This is a genomic window from Paenibacillus nicotianae (assembly GCF_042681745.1).
GTDB classification, from domain to species: Bacteria; Bacillota; Bacilli; order Paenibacillales; family Paenibacillaceae; genus Saccharibacillus; species Saccharibacillus nicotianae.
This window is the reverse complement of sequence record NZ_JBHUGF010000004.1, coordinates 18,318-35,139: the sequence shown is the minus strand read 5'-3', so window position 1 is coordinate 35,139 and position 16,822 is coordinate 18,318. Positions and strand designations below refer to the sequence as shown.

15 protein-coding genes are annotated in these 16,822 nt (G+C 42.4%); all 15 read left to right on the top strand.

Translation table 11 applies throughout. From position 1 onward, the window contains the following. Nucleotides 1-14 precede the first annotated feature (14 nt). The 15 genes from rpoB (at nucleotide 15) to rpsC (ending at nucleotide 16,822) form a co-directional block, all read left to right on the top strand. Nucleotides 15-3,563 carry a DNA-directed RNA polymerase subunit beta gene (rpoB, locus tag ACFSGI_RS02220; RefSeq protein WP_204827263.1) on the top strand — a complete coding sequence of 1,183 codons (3,549 nt, stop codon included), beginning with the start codon at nucleotides 15-17 and terminating at the stop codon, nucleotides 3,561-3,563. A gap of 156 nt (nucleotides 3,564-3,719) precedes the next feature. After that, nucleotides 3,720-7,334 carry a DNA-directed RNA polymerase subunit beta' gene (gene rpoC / locus ACFSGI_RS02215; RefSeq protein WP_204827264.1) on the top strand — a complete coding sequence of 1,205 codons (3,615 nt, stop codon included), beginning with the start codon at nucleotides 3,720-3,722 and terminating at the stop codon, nucleotides 7,332-7,334. A 230-nt stretch (nucleotides 7,335-7,564) separates the two neighbouring features. Then, nucleotides 7,565-7,813, top strand: a complete 249-nt coding sequence (locus ACFSGI_RS02210; RefSeq protein WP_204827265.1) for a ribosomal L7Ae/L30e/S12e/Gadd45 family protein — start codon at nucleotides 7,565-7,567, stop codon at nucleotides 7,811-7,813. 138 nt (nucleotides 7,814-7,951) lie between these two features. Then, nucleotides 7,952-8,371 carry a 30S ribosomal protein S12 gene (rpsL, locus tag ACFSGI_RS02205; protein WP_069328349.1) on the top strand — a complete coding sequence of 140 codons (420 nt, stop codon included), beginning with the start codon at nucleotides 7,952-7,954 and terminating at the stop codon, nucleotides 8,369-8,371. Nucleotides 8,372-8,420: 49 nt separating this feature from the next. Then, nucleotides 8,421-8,891: a 30S ribosomal protein S7 gene (rpsG, locus tag ACFSGI_RS02200; RefSeq protein ID WP_069328350.1), complete on the top strand. Its 471-nt coding sequence runs from the start codon at nucleotides 8,421-8,423 to the stop codon at nucleotides 8,889-8,891. Nucleotides 8,892-8,942: 51 nt separating this feature from the next. Continuing rightward, nucleotides 8,943-11,018 carry an elongation factor G gene (gene fusA / locus ACFSGI_RS02195; RefSeq protein ID WP_204827266.1) on the top strand — a complete coding sequence of 692 codons (2,076 nt, stop codon included), beginning with the start codon at nucleotides 8,943-8,945 and terminating at the stop codon, nucleotides 11,016-11,018. Nucleotides 11,019-11,128: 110 nt separating this feature from the next. Further along, nucleotides 11,129-12,319 (top strand): elongation factor Tu, encoded by a 1,191-nt coding sequence (gene tuf, locus ACFSGI_RS02190; protein WP_204827267.1) that lies wholly within the window; start codon nucleotides 11,129-11,131, stop codon nucleotides 12,317-12,319. A 329-nt stretch (nucleotides 12,320-12,648) separates the two neighbouring features. Continuing rightward, nucleotides 12,649-12,957, top strand: a complete 309-nt coding sequence (gene rpsJ / locus ACFSGI_RS02185; RefSeq protein WP_028609655.1) for a 30S ribosomal protein S10 — start codon at nucleotides 12,649-12,651, stop codon at nucleotides 12,955-12,957. Nucleotides 12,958-13,001: 44 nt separating this feature from the next. Further along, nucleotides 13,002-13,625, top strand: a complete 624-nt coding sequence (rplC, locus tag ACFSGI_RS02180; protein WP_069328353.1) for a 50S ribosomal protein L3 — start codon at nucleotides 13,002-13,004, stop codon at nucleotides 13,623-13,625. A 25-nt stretch (nucleotides 13,626-13,650) separates the two neighbouring features. Further along, complete coding sequence (gene rplD, locus ACFSGI_RS02175) at nucleotides 13,651-14,274, top strand: 50S ribosomal protein L4 (protein WP_069328354.1); 624 nt, start codon at nucleotides 13,651-13,653, stop codon at nucleotides 14,272-14,274. Next, nucleotides 14,274-14,567 carry a 50S ribosomal protein L23 gene (rplW, locus tag ACFSGI_RS02170; RefSeq protein WP_069328355.1) on the top strand — a complete coding sequence of 98 codons (294 nt, stop codon included), beginning with the start codon at nucleotides 14,274-14,276 and terminating at the stop codon, nucleotides 14,565-14,567. Before rplD ends, rplW begins: the two co-directional genes overlap by 1 nt. 13 nt (nucleotides 14,568-14,580) lie before the next feature. After that, the gene (gene rplB / locus ACFSGI_RS02165; RefSeq protein WP_069328356.1) at nucleotides 14,581-15,411 is read left to right on the top strand and encodes a 50S ribosomal protein L2; all 831 of its coding nucleotides are present in this window, start codon (nucleotides 14,581-14,583) and stop codon (nucleotides 15,409-15,411) included. A 62-nt stretch (nucleotides 15,412-15,473) separates the two neighbouring features. Further along, nucleotides 15,474-15,752, top strand: coding sequence for a 30S ribosomal protein S19 (rpsS, locus tag ACFSGI_RS02160; RefSeq protein ID WP_069328357.1), 279 nt, complete (start codon nucleotides 15,474-15,476; stop codon nucleotides 15,750-15,752). 36 nt (nucleotides 15,753-15,788) lie between these two features. Next, the gene (gene rplV, locus ACFSGI_RS02155; RefSeq protein WP_069328358.1) at nucleotides 15,789-16,136 is read left to right on the top strand and encodes a 50S ribosomal protein L22; all 348 of its coding nucleotides are present in this window, start codon (nucleotides 15,789-15,791) and stop codon (nucleotides 16,134-16,136) included. A gap of 20 nt (nucleotides 16,137-16,156) precedes the next feature. After that, nucleotides 16,157-16,822, top strand: coding sequence for a 30S ribosomal protein S3 (rpsC, locus tag ACFSGI_RS02150; protein ID WP_069328359.1), 666 nt, complete (start codon nucleotides 16,157-16,159; stop codon nucleotides 16,820-16,822).

Sequence of the window (16,822 nt, the reverse complement as noted above, 5' to 3'; positions counted from 1 at the left end):
GGGGTGAGTTTAAGTTGGCAGGACATCTTGTTCAATATGGTCGACGCACTCGGCGAAGTTATGCACGAATTAACGAAGTTCTTGAAGTACCTAACCTGATCGAAATCCAACAAAAATCATATCAGTGGTTTTTGGAAGAAGGTTTGCGCGAAATGTTTCACGATATCTCGCCAATCCAAGATTTTACAGGCAACTTGGTTCTCGAGTTCATCGATTACAGCCTTGGTGAGCCGAAATATACAGTAGACGACGCAAAAGAGCGTGACGTTACTTATTCTGCTCCACTTCGGGTAAAAGTCCGTCTCATCAACAAAGAAACGGGTGAAGTCAAAGAGCAGGAAGTATTTATGGGTGATTTCCCGTTGATGACGGAAACCGGTACCTTTGTCATTAATGGTGCAGAACGGGTTATTGTCAGCCAGTTGGTTCGCTCTCCCAGCGTCTATTTCAGCACTAAAGTCGATAAGAATGGTAAAACATCATATACTGCTACAGTTATTCCTAACCGTGGCGCATGGCTTGAACTTGAAATGGATGCTAAGGATATCATTTATGTTCGTATTGACCGTACTCGTAAGATTCCAGTTACAGTACTACTACGCGCACTTGGATTCGGTACAGATGCTGAAATCTTAGACCTACTTGGTAATGATGAATATATCCGCAATACTTTAGATAAAGATAACACGGATTCCACTGACAAAGCGCTGATTGAAATTTATGAGCGTTTGCGTCCAGGTGAACCACCAACTCTCGACAATGCGAAAAGCTTGTTAGTAGCACGTTTCTTTGATCCAAAACGCTATGACCTTGCTAACGTAGGTCGTTACAAAATCAACAAAAAACTCCACATCAAAAACCGTCTATTCAACCAACGTTTGGCTGAGACGCTTATTGATACGGATACAGGCGAAATTATTGCTGAAGCTGGACAAATGGTAGACCGTCGTCTTTTAGACGAAATTATGCCGTATTTGGAAGGCGATTTGAATCATAAAACATATCATGTAGCTGGCGGCGTATTGGATGATAATGATATCCCAATGCAAAGCATCAATGTATTCTCTCCAATCGAAGATGGTAAAGTTGTTACTTTGATTGCGAACGGAATTATTGATAAAACAGTTAAAAATATTACTCCGGCTGATATTATCGCTTCAATCAGTTATTTCTTGAACTTGTTGAACGGTATTGGCGATACAGATGATATCGATCACTTGGGTAACCGTCGTTTGCGTTCTGTAGGTGAGCTTTTACAAAACCAATTCCGTATCGGTTTGTCCCGTATGGAACGTGTGGTTCGTGAAAGAATGTCTATTCAAGATGCTAATGTCATTACACCACAAGCTTTGATCAATATACGTCCTGTTATTGCATCGATCAAAGAGTTCTTCGGTAGTTCCCAGCTTTCACAGTTTATGGACCAAACGAACCCATTAGGTGAATTGACGCACAAACGTCGTTTATCTGCTTTGGGACCCGGCGGTTTGACTCGTGAACGCGCAGGCTTTGAAGTTCGTGACGTCCATCACAGTCACTATGGCCGTATGTGTCCGATCGAGACTCCAGAGGGACCGAATATCGGTTTGATTAACTCCTTGTCTACATTTGCACGTATTAATGAGTATGGCTTTATTGAAGCTCCATATCGTCGTGTAGATCCTAAGACAAACCGTGTTACAGATCAAATTGATTATTTGACTGCTGATGAAGAAGATAACTATGTTGTTGCTCAGGCGAATGCAGCATTGAATGAAGACGGATCTTTCGCTGAAGAAATGGTTATCGTTCGTTATAACAAACAAGCGGATAACATTTTACCAATGCCAAATGAACGTGTTGATTATATGGACGTATCTCCTAAACAGGTTGTGTCTGTAGCAACAGCATTGATTCCTTTCTTGGAAAATGATGACTCCAACCGTGCATTGATGGGTTCTAACATGCAGCGTCAGGCTGTTCCTTTGCTTATTCCTAAAGCGCCACTTGTTGGTACAGGTATGGAGCACAAAGCAGCTAAAGATTCAGGCGTTTGTATCGTAAGTAAACATGACGGAATCGTTGAACGCTCTACTGCTAACGAGATTACAGTACGTCGTATTGAAGTCGTAGATGGCAAAGAAGTAAAAGGCGATCTTATTAAACATAAATTACACAAATTTATGAGATCGAATCAGGGAACTTGTATTAATCAACGTCCAATCGTTAAAACAGGTGATTACATCAAAAAAGGAGATATCCTTGCTGATGGTCCTTCAACTGAGATGGGCGAGATTGCTTTAGGACGTAACGTAGTCGTTGCCTTCATGACTTGGGAAGGTTACAACTATGAAGATGCGATCCTATTGAGTGAAAAACTTGTTAAAGAGGATGTATACACTTCGATTCATATCGAGGAATACGAATCTGAAGCTCGTGACACTAAACTTGGACCTGAAGAAATCACACGCGATATTCCTAACGTTGGTGAAGAAGCTCTTAAAAATCTTGACGAACGCGGAATCATTCGTATCGGTGCTGAAATTGCTGCTGGTGATATTCTTGTTGGTAAAGTAACACCTAAAGGTGTAACTGAACTAACTGCTGAAGAACGCCTTCTGCATGCTATCTTTGGTGAAAAAGCTCGTGAAGTTCGCGACACCAGTCTTCGTGTACCGCATGGTACAGATGGTATTGTTGTAGACGTTAAAGTGTTCACTAGAGAAAATGGCGATGAGTTGCCACCAGGTGTTAATCACTTGGTACGTGCGTACATTGCTCAAAAACGTAAAATCTCTGAAGGCGATAAAATGGCGGGACGACATGGTAATAAAGGTGTTGTAGCACGTATTTTGCCAGAAGAAGATATGCCGTTTATGCCTGATGGTACTCCAGTACAAGTTGTATTGAACCCACTAGGTGTACCTTCCCGTATGAACATCGGTCAGATTCTTGAAGTCCATTTAGGTATGGCTTCGATGAAACTGGGTATTCATGTTGCTACACCAGTATTTGATGGAGCAAAAGAGTACGATGTATTTGATACGATGGAAGAAGCAGGTATGCAACGTAACGGTAAAACAATCCTTTACGATGGTAGAACCGGTGAAGAATTTGAACGTGAAGTAACTGTTGGTGTCATGCACATGATCAAGCTGGCACACATGGTTGATGATAAAATCCATGCTCGTTCTACAGGTCCTTACTCTTTGGTTACGCAACAGCCGCTGGGTGGTAAAGCTCAGTTTGGTGGACAGCGTTTCGGGGAGATGGAAGTATGGGCACTTGAAGCTTATGGTGCTGCATATACCCTACAAGAAATCCTTACAGTCAAATCCGATGATGTCGTTGGTCGTGTGAAAACATACGAATCCATCGTTAAAGGCGAGAATGTTCCTGAACCAGGCGTTCCTGAGTCATTCAAAGTTCTAATCAAAGAATTGCAAAGTTTGGGTATGGATGTCAAAATTCTCAACGAAAATGAGAATGAGATTGAAATGCGAGAATTGGATGATGAAGAAGAGACTAGCACGAACGATAAGCTAAGTCTTAATCTAGAAGGTTCTGAAGTCGGAGCCGAGTAACTATTGCCACTACACATTCCCTATGTGATCTAACAATGAAGGTAGACCGGAGATTTATCCCGGTCTATCCCTTATTGGTGAGATCATGTTTTGGGATTTATACAGCTTTTGATAAGAATGACAATAAACAGGATTTGGCCTTAGGAGGGGTGTCTTTTGATAGACGTTAACAATTTCGAATTTATGAAAATTGGGCTAGCTTCCCCAGACAAAATTCGTTCTTGGTCCCGCGGAGAAGTTAAAAAACCGGAGACAATCAACTATCGTACGCTTAAACCAGAGAAAGACGGGTTGTTCTGTGAACGTATTTTTGGACCAACCAAAGACTGGGAATGCCACTGCGGTAAATACAAACGTGTACGTTACAAAGGCGTAGTCTGCGATCGTTGCGGCGTTGAAGTAACACGCGCTAAAGTACGTCGCGAACGTATGGGACACATTGAGCTTGCTGCTCCTGTATCTCACATTTGGTATTTCAAAGGTATTCCAAGCCGTATGGGTCTAGCACTTGATATGTCTCCACGTTCTTTGGAAGAAGTAATTTACTTCGCATCTTATGTTGTTACTGATCCAGGTGAGACTCCACTGGAGAAAAAACAACTTTTATCTGAAAAAGAATACCGTAGCTACCGTGAAAAATACGGTCATGGTTTCCATGCAGGTATGGGTGCAGAAGCGATTAAACGATTGCTTCAAGACCTTGATATCGATAAAGAATTAGAATTTTTACGTGAAGAGCTACGTACCGCTCAAGGTCAACGTCGTAACCGTGCGATCAAACGCCTTGAAGTTATCGAAGCATTCCGTAACTCTGGTAACTTCCCTGATTGGATGATCATGGATGTATTGCCAGTTATCCCTCCAGAACTTCGTCCGATGGTACAGTTGGATGGTGGACGTTTTGCGACGTCTGACTTGAATGATTTGTATCGTCGTGTTATTAACCGTAATAACCGTCTTAAACGTTTATTGGATCTAGGTGCGCCTGACATTATCGTACAAAATGAGAAACGTATGCTTCAAGAAGCTGTCGATGCTCTTATTGATAATGGTCGTCGTGGTCGTCCAGTAACAGGACCAGGTAACCGTCCATTGAAATCTCTTAGCCATATGCTAAAAGGTAAACAAGGACGTTTCCGTCAGAACTTACTAGGTAAACGTGTCGATTATTCTGGTCGTTCGGTTATCGTTGTAGGTCCTTATCTGAAAATGTACCAATGTGGTCTTCCAAAAGAGATGGCACTAGAGTTATTCAAACCTTTCGTTATGAAAGAATTGGTTAACAAAGGCCTTGCTCATAATATCAAGAGCGCAAAACGCAAAGTAGAACGTGTAAGTCCAGAAGTATGGGATGTACTAGAAGAAGTAATCAAAGAACATCCAGTTCTTCTAAACCGTGCACCTACTCTGCATAGACTTGGTATTCAAGCATTTGAACCTATTTTGGTTGAAGGACGCGCTATTCGTCTTCACCCACTTGTATGTACAGCATATAATGCTGACTTTGATGGTGACCAAATGGCGGTTCACGTACCATTGTCTGCTGAAGCGCAAGCGGAAGCACGCATCTTGATGCTTGCATCTGGTAACATTTTGAACCCTAAAGATGGTAAACCAGTTGTTACTCCTTCACAGGATATGGTCTTGGGCTCATTCTATCTAACGATGGATAACGATGAAGCTAAAGGTTCTGGTATGATCCTGCGTACAGTAAATGAAGCAGTATCTGGTTATCAACGTGGTGTAGCTTCATTGCATGCTCGTGTAGCGATCCCTGTTAAAGCTTTGAACAAAACAAGCTTTACAGAGAAGCAACAAACAGGAATGATGGTAACAACTATCGGTCGAATTATCTTTAACGAGATTTTCCCTGAATCATTCCCGTACATCAATGAGCCAACACGTCGTAACTTGTTCCAAGGTACACCGGATCATTACTTTATCTATGATAAAGGCGTAAATATCCGTGAATTTATCAGTAGTGTTCCTCAAACAGGTGCTATCGGTAAAGAGTATTTGGGTTCAATTATCGCTCGTTGTTTTGAAATTTACCATACAACACTAACATCTATGATTTTGGATAAAATCAAGCAACTTGGATTCACTTATTCTACGCGTGCAGGTATTACTGTTGGTGTATCTGACGTTATTGTTCCTGTTGAAAAACAAGGAATTTTGGATGAGTCTGATAAAAAGGTTGCTGTTATTACGAATCAATACCGTCGTGGTTTGATTACGAATGAAGAGCGTTATGATCGTGTTATTGAGATCTGGTCTCGTACGAAGGACGATATTACAGAAGTTCTTATGAAATCAATGGATCGCTATAACTCTATTATGCTTATGGTTGACTCCAAAGCTCGTGGTAATAAATCGCAGATCACTCAGCTTGGTGGTATGCGCGGTCTGATGGCGAATCCATCCGGTCGTATCATCGAACTTCCTATCAAATCGAACTTCCGTGAAGGTCTGACAGTACTAGAGTACTTCCTTTCTACTCACGGAGCGCGTAAAGGTTTGGCGGATACAGCACTTCGTACCGCTGACTCAGGTTACCTAACTCGTCGTCTAGTTGACGTAGCACAAGATGTAATCGTACGTGAAGAAGATTGTGGAACAGATAAAGGTTTCACTGTAAGCCGTATTCAAGATGGTAAAGAAGTTATTGAAGATCTATACGATCGTTTAGAAGGTCGTTATTGCTTCGAAACTGTTCGCCATCCACAAACAGGTGAGATTCTTGCTCGTCGTAACGAATTACTGGATTCGGACAAAGCTGAAGCTATCGTTGAAGCTGGAGTTGAAAAACTTCAAATCCGTTCAGTGCTTAGTTGTCGTGCAAAACACGGAGTATGTAAAACATGTTACGGTCGTAACCTTGCTACTGGTAAACACGTTGAGATTGGTGAAGCAGTTGGTATTATTGCAGCACAATCTATCGGTGAACCAGGAACACAGCTTACAATGCGTACGTTCCATACCGGTGGTGTTGCAGGAGACGATATTACTCAAGGTTTGCCGCGTATTCAAGAGCTTTTCGAAGCGCGTAATCCTAAAGGTCAAGCAATCATCAGTGAAATTGATGGTATCGTTAAAGAAATTCGTGAAGCTAAAGACCGTCGCGAAATCGAGGTTGAAGGTGAAGCGGAAACTAAAGTTTATCCTGTCACTTACGGTTCCCGCCTAAGAGTTAAAGAAGGTATGGAAATCGAAGCTGGGGATGAATTAACAGATGGTTCGATTGACCCTAAAGAAATGCTACGCATCAAAGGTATCCGTGGCGTACAAAACTATATCCTGCAAGAAGTACAACGTGTATATCGTAACCAGGGTGTAGAAATCAATGATAAGCACGTTGAAGTTATGATCAGACAGATGCTACGTAAAATCCGTATCATTGATGCTGGTGAAACAACATTGTTGCCAGGTTCATTTGTTGATATGTACGAATACGAGAATGCGAACAGAGTAGCAATTATGGCTGACAAAGAGCCAGCAGTTGCTAAACCAGTATTGCTTGGTATTACCAAAGCATCTCTGGAAACTGATTCCTTCTTGTCTGCGGCATCTTTCCAGGAAACAACTCGTGTCCTAACTGATGCAGCAATCAAAGGTAAAGTCGATAAATTACTTGGACTTAAAGAGAATGTTATTATCGGTAAGCTAATTCCGGCTGGTACAGGGATGAATCGTTACCGTAGCGTTCAATTTGAGGATGCAGACAAGCTTGAACCAAAACAAGAAGGTCTGGAAACAGTAACTGTTGATTAATTAAAGAAGTAGCTATAATGTTATATTGCTCATTAATAAGTGGCTAAGCTGAATAATAAATTATATTATTCAGTTTTAGCTACAGTTTAATGGGTGCTACAAAGCGATATAACAATTATTTATCAAATAGAATTATAGTTATCTATTGACAGTATCCTTTAGCTAATGGTACTATAGCAAAGGTGCGTGAATAGAGTGCTGATCCCTGATCTTTTGGAGGAAATCGGAAGATGACTAATGACAAAGGATTAAAGGATGCCCGGATCAAAGTAGGCACGAAGCAGACAATGCGGATGGTCGAGACGGGTCAAGCTGAAGAAGTCTATGTTGCGCAGGATGCGGAAAATCATCTCATCTCGAAAATCGTTCAATTATGCTCGAATCATTCAGTTAAAATCACTTATGTGGATACAATGAAAGAATTGGGCAAAGCTTGCGGAATCGAAGTGGGAACTGCTATGGCCGTTGTCCTTAAATAATGCAATCAGGAATGTTTTTGCTGGTCGTGAGTGGCAGGCAAAGGCTTTTCATTTGTTCTTTTATGAACCACCTGGGTCTGTGGACTTAATATATGGTTTATATTGGAACTACAAATATGGGAAGGGGGTGGCAACACAATGCCAACTATTAATCAATTAGTCCGTAAAGGACGTCAAGCAAAAATTGAGAAATCAAAATCACCTGCACTTCAAAAAGGGTACAATGCTTTGAAACGTCAAGAGACGAACATTAGCGCTCCACAAAAACGTGGTGTATGTACTCGTGTAGGTACTATGACTCCAAAAAAACCGAACTCCGCACTTCGTAAGTATGCTCGTGTTCGTTTAACGAACCGTATCGAGGTTACTGCTTACATTCCAGGTATCGGTCATAACCTTCAAGAACACAGCGTGGTACTTATCCGCGGTGGACGGGTTAAAGATTTACCAGGGGTTCGTTATCATATCGTTCGTGGTGCTTTGGATACAGCAGGCGTAAACAATCGTATGCAATCACGTTCAAAATACGGTACAAAACGTCCAAAAGAGAAAAAATAATTCGTTAGCGCAGACCACTGCGCTGCATATCTAAGAAAGGGGGATAACCATGCCAAGAAAAGGTCCAGTAATGAAAAGAGACGTATTGCCAGATCCTATGTATAACAGCAAGTTGGTTACACGTTTGATCAACCGCATTATGGTCGACGGAAAGCGTGGGGTTGCTCAAAGCATCCTTTACAATTCTTTCAAATTGATTCAAGAACGTACAGGTAACGATCCTATGGAAGTATTTGAGGCGGCAATTAAGAACATCATGCCAGTTCTCGAAGTTAAAGCTCGCCGTGTAGGTGGCGCTAACTATCAAGTTCCGATCGAAGTTAAACCTGAAAGACGTACTACATTGGGACTTCGTTGGTTAGTGAATTATTCACGTAGCCGCGGAGAAAAAACAATGGAAGAACGTTTGGCAGCTGAAATCATTGATGCTTCTAACAATACAGGCGCAGCAGTGAAAAAACGCGAAGATACACACAAAATGGCTGAAGCGAACAAAGCATTCGCTCACTACCGCTGGTAGGATTAAAGCCTTAATTTCAAAAATTGATATTTTTGAAGGGAGCACCCGTTCATGGCAAAGAGAGAGTTCTCCTTAGAAAATACACGTAATATTGGTATCATGGCTCATATCGATGCTGGTAAAACTACCACTACAGAACGTATCTTGTTCTACACAGGCCGCACGCACAAAATCGGTGAAGTTCACGAAGGCGCTGCAACAATGGACTGGATGGAACAAGAGCAAGAGCGCGGAATCACAATCACGTCCGCAGCTACTACGGCTCAGTGGAGAGGCTACCGCGTTAATATCATTGATACTCCAGGTCACGTTGACTTCACAGTTGAAGTTGAACGTTCCCTACGTGTATTGGACGGAGCAGTAGGCGTATTTAGTGCGAAAGAGGGCGTTGAGCCACAATCAGAGACTGTTTGGAGACAAGCAGACCGTTATGGTGTTCCTCGTATAGCATATGTTAACAAAATGGATATTATTGGTGCTGACTACCTTAACGTTGTTAAAGACATGCGAGAACGTCTGCAAGCGAACGCAGTAGCGATTCAATTGCCGATTGGTGCAGAGAATGACTTCGTTGGTATTATCGATATCATCGAGCAAACAGCTATCGAATATAAAGATGATCTTGGACGCGATCCAATTTCTATCGACATTCCAGAAGATCTTAAAGCAACAGTTGAAGAACTGCGTGCTGACTTGATCGAAAGAGTTGCAGAACTAGACGAAGATTTAATGATGAAATACCTTGAAGGAGAAGAGCCAACAATCGCTGAGATCAAGGCTGCTCTACGTAAAGGTGTTTGTGAAGTTAAAATCTTCCCAGTAATCTGTGGTTCTTCTTACCGTAACAAAGGTGTTCAACCTATGTTGGATGCTGTTATCGACTACCTTCCGGCTCCTACGGATGTACCGGCAATTAAAGGTTTGCACGAAGACGGCACAGAGGCAGTTCGTCATTCTTCGGATGAAGAGCCATTCTCTGCACTAGCGTTCAAAATTATGACAGACCCTTACGTGGGTAAACTTACGTTCTTCCGCGTATATTCTGGCGTATTGCAATCCGGTTCTTACGTTCTTAATGCTACTAAAGGCAAACGCGAACGTATTGGTCGTATCCTGCAAATGCATGCTAACGCTCGTCAAGAGATCAGCGAAGTTTTCTCCGGTGATATCGCGGCAGCTGTTGGTTTGAAAGATACAGGTACAGGTGATACACTGTGTGATGAGAAAGAAACTGTTATCTTGGAGTCAATGAACTTCCCTGATCCAGTTATCGAACTCGCAGTTGAACCAAAAACAAAAGCTGACCAAGATAAAATGGGTATTGCTTTGTCCAAATTGACTGAAGAAGATCCAACTCTTCGTGCTCATACGGATGAAGAAACTGGCCAAACAATCTTGGCGGGTATGGGTGAGCTTCACCTTGAAATCATCGTTGACCGTATGCGTCGCGAATTCAAAGTGGACACTAACGTAGGTAAACCTCAGGTTGCTTATCGTGAAACATTCCGTCAACCAGCTCGCGTCGAGGGTAAATTTGTTCGTCAATCCGGTGGTCGTGGTCAATACGGTCATGTATGGGTTGAGTTCGAACCTCTTGAAGCAGGTACTGGTAGTCAGTTCGAAAGTAAAGTTGTCGGTGGTTCAGTACCAAGAGAATATATTGGTCCTGCATTACAAGGTATTGAAGAAGCTATGAAGAACGGTGTTCTTGCTGGTTTCCCACTTGTAGACGTAAAAGCTACTGTAGTGGACGGATCTTATCATGATGTCGATTCCAATGAGATGGCATTTAAAATTGCCGGATCTATGGCGCTTAAAGCTGCAAAAGACAAATGTCGTCCTGTATTGCTTGAGCCACTCATGAAAGTTGAAGTAACAGTACCTGAAGAATACATGGGTGATGTTATGGGTATGTTGAACTCTCGTCGTGGCCGTATCGAAGGTATGGATTCACGCGGTGGTACTCAAATCATTCGTGCAAAAGTACCTTTATCTGAAATGTTTGGATATTCCACAACACTTCGTTCTGGTACACAAGGTCGCGGTGTGTTCTCAATGGAACTTTCTCACTATGAAGAAGTACCTAAGAGCATCGCTGACGAAATTAGCTCCAAAGCAAACGGCTAAGATCTTAATCCGTTTTCACTTCTGGAATGTACAGGAAGTAGCATGACTGCTCTCTGTACACTCCAAACTAAAATATAAACAACTCTACCTTCAAGGAGGCAACGTTTAACATGGCAAAGGCTAAATTTGAACGTAATAAAACGCACGTTAACATCGGAACTATTGGTCACGTCGATCATGGTAAAACAACTTTGACTGCTGCAATCACAACTGTATTGTCTAAAACTTACGGTGGTGCTGCTGTAGCATTTGATCAAATCGATAAAGCTCCAGAAGAGCGCGAACGCGGTATCACAATCTCAACTGCACACGTTGAGTACGAAACACCTAACCGTCACTATGCACACGTTGACTGCCCAGGTCACGCCGATTATGTTAAAAACATGATCACTGGTGCTGCACAAATGGACGGAGCGATCTTGGTTGTATCTGCAGCTGACGGTCCTATGCCACAAACTCGCGAGCACATCTTGTTGTCTCGTCAAGTAGGCGTACCTTACATCGTTGTATTCTTGAACAAATGCGACATGGTTGAAGACGAAGAGCTTTTGGAATTGGTTGAAATGGAAGTACGCGACCTTCTTAACGAATATGAGTTCCCTGGTGACGATACTCCAATCACTCGTGGTTCTGCTCGTGAAGCATTGGCTAACCCTGATGGCGAATGGGCTAAAAAAATCGTTGAAATGTTTGAAGAAATCGATACTTACATTCCAGATCCAGAGCGCGACACTGACAAACCTTTCTTGATGCCTGTTGAGGATGTATTCTCGATCACTGGTCGTGGTACAGTTGCAACTGGTCGTGTAGAGCGTGGTACTGTTAAAGTCGGCGAAGAGATCGAAATCGTTGGTATCCATGAAGAAACTAAAAAATCCGTTGTTACAGGCGTAGAAATGTTCCGTAAATTGTTGGATTCCGCACAAGCGGGCGACAACATCGGCGCATTGTTGCGTGGTGTAGAGCGTAGCCAAATCGAACGTGGTCAAGTACTTTCTAAACCAGGTACTGTTAAACCTCATACTGAGTTCACTGCTCAAGTATACGTTTTGACTAAAGAAGAAGGTGGACGTCACAAACCTTTCTTCACTGGTTACCGTCCACAGTTCTACTTCCGTACAACTGACGTAACTGGCGTTATTTCTTTACCAGAAGGTACTGAAATGGTTATGCCTGGTGATAACATCACTGTTACTGTATCCCTAATCAATCCGATCGCGATTGAAGAAGGTACACGTTTCGCTATTCGCGAAGGTGGACGTACAGTAGGCGCTGGCGCTGTAGCATCTATCCAAAAATAATTAAATCTTCATTGTGAATCGGAAACGATTTGAAGATTTTAATATAAGCAACATTGTACTGTAACGAAGTAACATTGTACTGTAAACGAAAGACCAAATGAGGCCTGTTTCCTTATAAGGGAGACAGGTCTTATTTTTTTGTGTAAATGTTTCAAAAAAGACTTGCATAACTGTTTGTTATCATATACAATAATAAATGTTGTTCTGAGACGTTGCGATGACGTGAGAGGTTACCGACACACCCGGCTCCTTTGCCATGGACGGTATGCCGGAAAATTTTCACTGAGTATGTCCGATACCAAATTGGGCGATAGAAGGAGGGACTAAAAATGGCAAAGCAAAAAATTCGTATTCGTTTGAAAGCATACGATCATAGAATTCTTGATCAATCCGCAGAAAAAATCGTTGAAACAGCGAAACGTTCTGGCGCAGGAGTATCTGGACCAATTCCGCTTCCTACTGAAAAACAGATTATCACTGTTCTTCGTGCGGTTCATAAATACAAGGATTCTCGTGAGCAATTCGAGCAACGTACACATAAACGTTTGATCGATATTGTTAACCCAACTCCACAAACTGTGGATGCATTGATGCGTTTGGACTTACCGTCTGGCGTAGATATCGAAATTAAATTATAATCCACATAGATGTGGTAACACGTAAAATGAAAAGAGGTGTCAACATGAAAGGTATCTTAGGAAGAAAACTGGGTATGACTCAAGTCTTTACCGCGGAAGGTAACGTAATTCCTGTAACGGTTATCGAAGCTGGACCATGTGTGGTTCTGCAGAAGAAAGACCTGGAAAATGACGGATACGAAGCGGTACAAATCGGTTTTGCTGATAAAAAAGCAAGCAGATCTAACAAACCGGAAGCAGGACACGCTACTAAAGCGAATACTGTGCCTAAGCGCTACGTTCGCGAAATTCGCGGTGTTGACCTCGCTAATGTCGAGGTTGGCCAGGAACTCAAAGCAGACTTGTTTGCTCAAGGTGAGTTCGTTGACGTAACGGGTATTTCTAAAGGTAAAGGTTTTGCCGGCGTTATCAAACGTTGGGGCCAAAGCCGCGGACCAATGTCTCACGGTTCCCGTTATCATCGCAGACCAGGTTCAATGGGTTCTATCCAAGCGAACCGTGTACCGAAAGGTAAACGTCTGCCAGGTCACATGGGTCATGATACAGTAACGATCCAACGCCTCGAAGTTATCAGAGTAGATGCTGAACGTAACGTAATTCTCGTTAAAGGCTCTATCCCTGGTGCTAAAAATAGTTATGTAAAAGTAAGAGAAACGGTTAAAAAATAACCAGTCAAGAAAGGAGGAACAGGAAATGCCAAAAGTAGCACTTTACAGTATCGACGGTAGCCAAGTTGGCGAAGTTGAATTGAGTGATTCCGTATTCGGTATCGAGCCTAACACTCATGTGCTTCATGATGCAGTCATTATGCAACGTGCTTCCCTTCGTCAAGGTAATCACAAAGTAAAAGGACGCTCTGAAGTTCGTGGTGGTGGACGTAAACCATGGAAACAAAAAGGAACAGGACGTGCGCGTCAAGGTTCTATTCGTTCTCCACAATGGAAAGGCGGCGGCGTAGCATTTGGACCGACTCCACGCAGCTATGCTTACAAATTGCCTAAAAAAGTTCGTCGTTTAGCGATCAAATCTGCTTTATCTTCTAAAGTAGTAGCTAACGAAATCATCGTTTTGGATGCACTAAGCTTTAGCGCACCGAAAACAAAAGAGTTCGCAGCAATTTTGAATAACCTGAAAGTAGATCGCAAAGTATTGATCGTAACTCCTAGTTATGATGACAATGTTGCACTATCTGCTCGTAACATCCCAGGTGTTAAATTCGTTGCAGCTGACGGCGTTAATGTTCTAGACGTACTTACGTACGATAAGCTGATCCTTACTAAGGATGCAGTTCACAAGGTAGAGGAGGTGTTCGCGTAATGAAAGATCCTCGTGATATTATTAAGCGTCCGGTAATTACTGAGCGCACTGCCGAGTACATGAGTGAACTGAAATATGCTTTCGAAGTAGACATTCGTTCTAATAAAACGGAAGTTAAAAAGGCAATTGAAGAAATTTTCAAAGTGAAAGTGTCTAAAGTAAACACTCTTCGCATGCCTGCTAAACCGAAACGTTATGGACGTCATTCCGGCTACACTTCCGAGTGGAAGAAAGCTATCGTGACTTTGGCTCCAGAAAGTAAACCGCTTGAGTTTTTTGAATCTGTAGAGTAAGGAGGAATAAACAGTGCCAATTAAAAAGTACAAACCGACATCCCCGGCTCGTCGTAACATGAGTGTTTCTACATTCGAAGAGATTACAACGAACCAACCGGAGAAATCGTTGTTGGCTCCGCTTTTCAAAAGAGCAGGCCGCAACAACCAAGGTAAAATTACAGTTCGTCACCACGGCGGCGGACACAAACGTAAATACCGTATTATTGACTTCAAACGTACTAAAGATGGAATACCAGGTAACGTTGCTACAATCGAGTACGATCCAAACCGTACTTCTAACATTGCTCTGATCCACTATGCTGATGGAGAGAAACGCTACATTATCGCTCCTAAAGGATTAAAAGTTGGAGATCAAATTTTCTCTGGCGTAGGATCTGACATCAAAATCGGTAACTGCCTTCCATTGGAAAACATTCCAGTTGGTACAGTTATTCACAATATCGAATTAAAACCAGGTAAAGGTGGTCAGCTTGTTCGCGCAGCTGGTACGGAAGCTCAATTACTTGGTAAAGAAGAAAAATATGTCTCCATTCGCCTTTCTTCTGGTGAAGTACGTCGCGTACTTAAAGTATGTCGTGCTACAATCGGATCTGTTGGTAATGAAGATCATGAATTGATTAAAATCGGTAAAGCCGGTCGTAATCGCTGGTTGGGCAAACGTCCACAAGTTCGAGGCGTAGTAATGAACCCTAATGATCACCCACACGGTGGTGGTGAAGGTAAAGCTCCAATCGGACGTAAATCTCCAATGTCACCATGGGGTAAACCTACTCTTGGTTACAAAACTCGTAAAAAAGGTAAGGCTTCCGATCAATACATCATTCGCCGCCGCACGAAGTAAGATTTGTGCTTGAATGCTTGTAAAGTGTGAAGTGACGAAAAGATGAAGGGAGGATTCAACCTATGAGCCGTAGTCTTAAAAAAGGTCCTTTCGTGGACGGGTACTTGCTTAAAAAAGTAGAAGTATTGAACGAAGACGATAAAAAAGTCGTAATCAAAACTTGGTCCCGTCGCTCGACGATTTTCCCACAATTTATCGGACATACATTCGCTGTTTATGATGGTCGCAAACATGTACCGGTATATGTAACGGAAGATATGGTCGGACACAAGCTTGGTGAGTTCGCACCAACTCGTACGTACAAAGGTCATGCTAATGACGACAGAAAAACAAGACGTTAATATATAAGGATTTAAAGTAAGAGAGGAGGTCACGCAATGCAAGCGAAAGCACACGCAAAGTTTGTACGCATCGCTCCGCGTAAAGTTCAATTAGTAGTTGACTTGATCCGCGGTAAGCAAGTTGGAGAAGCGATCGCGATTCTGCGTCATACGCCGAAATCCGCATCCCCAATTGTTGAGAAGCTTCTTAACTCCGCAATTGCCAACGCTGAGTTCATTAGCTCAGAAAAAGAGTTGACTTTTGATGTTAACAACTTGGTAATTTCCCAGGTTTATGTTAACCAAGGACCAACACTGAAACGTTTCCGCCCTCGTGCAATGGGACGTGCAAGTAAAATCAACAAACGCACCAGCCATATTTCTTTGGTGGTAGCTGAAAAATAAGATAGAAGGAGGGAAAACGTGTGGGCCAAAAAGTAAATCCCGTCGGATTACGTGTAGGTATTATCCGTGATTGGGAATCTAAATGGTATGCTGGTAAAGACTTTGGCGATCTTCTTATCGAAGACGTTAAAATCCGTGAATACCTTAAAACCAAACTTAAAGAGTCTGCTGTCTCTCATATCGAAATCGAGAGAGCGGCTAATCGTGTTAACGTAACGATCCATACAGCTAAACCTGGTATGGTTATCGGACGCGGTGGTTCAGAAGTTGAAGTTCTTCGTACACAAGTAACTAAAATCGCTGGTGGTAAAAAAGTTCATATCAACATTTCTGAAATCAAAAATCAAGAACTTGATGCAATTCTAGTTGCAGAAAGTATTGCACAACAATTGGAACGTCGTGTTTCTTTCCGTCGTGCATTGAAACAAGCAATTCAAAGAACTATGCGTTCAGGCGCTAAAGGAATTAAAACAGCAGTTAGCGGACGTCTTGGCGGTGCTGAAATTGCCCGTTCTGAAGGCTACAGCGAAGGAACTGTTCCACTTCATACGCTTCGTGCCGATATTGACTATGGTACAGCAGAAGCGCATACTACTTATGGTCGTATTGGCGTAAAAGTATGGATTTATCGTGGAGAGGTTCTTCCTACGGCTAAGAAACAAGCTGCTCAGGAAGGAGGCAACTAA

Bases quoted from the DNA above. Each gene is read 5' to 3' on its own strand.
- ACFSGI_RS02210 (WP_204827265.1), top strand. From the start codon at position 7,565: ATGACTAATGACAAAGGATTAAAGGATGCCCGGATCAAAGTAGGCACG.
- rpsL (WP_069328349.1), top strand. From the start codon at position 7,952: ATGCCAACTATTAATCAATTAGTCCGTAAAGGACGTCAAGCAAAAATT.
- rpsG (WP_069328350.1), top strand. From the start codon at position 8,421: ATGCCAAGAAAAGGTCCAGTAATGAAAAGAGACGTATTGCCAGATCCT.
- fusA (WP_204827266.1), top strand. From the start codon at position 8,943: ATGGCAAAGAGAGAGTTCTCCTTAGAAAATACACGTAATATTGGTATC.
- tuf (WP_204827267.1), top strand. From the start codon at position 11,129: ATGGCAAAGGCTAAATTTGAACGTAATAAAACGCACGTTAACATCGGA.
- rpsJ (WP_028609655.1), top strand. From the start codon at position 12,649: ATGGCAAAGCAAAAAATTCGTATTCGTTTGAAAGCATACGATCATAGA.
- rplC (WP_069328353.1), top strand. From the start codon at position 13,002: ATGAAAGGTATCTTAGGAAGAAAACTGGGTATGACTCAAGTCTTTACC.
- rplD (WP_069328354.1), top strand. From the start codon at position 13,651: ATGCCAAAAGTAGCACTTTACAGTATCGACGGTAGCCAAGTTGGCGAA.
- rplW (WP_069328355.1), top strand. From the start codon at position 14,274: ATGAAAGATCCTCGTGATATTATTAAGCGTCCGGTAATTACTGAGCGC.
- rpsS (WP_069328357.1), top strand. From the start codon at position 15,474: ATGAGCCGTAGTCTTAAAAAAGGTCCTTTCGTGGACGGGTACTTGCTT.
- rplV (WP_069328358.1), top strand. From the start codon at position 15,789: ATGCAAGCGAAAGCACACGCAAAGTTTGTACGCATCGCTCCGCGTAAA.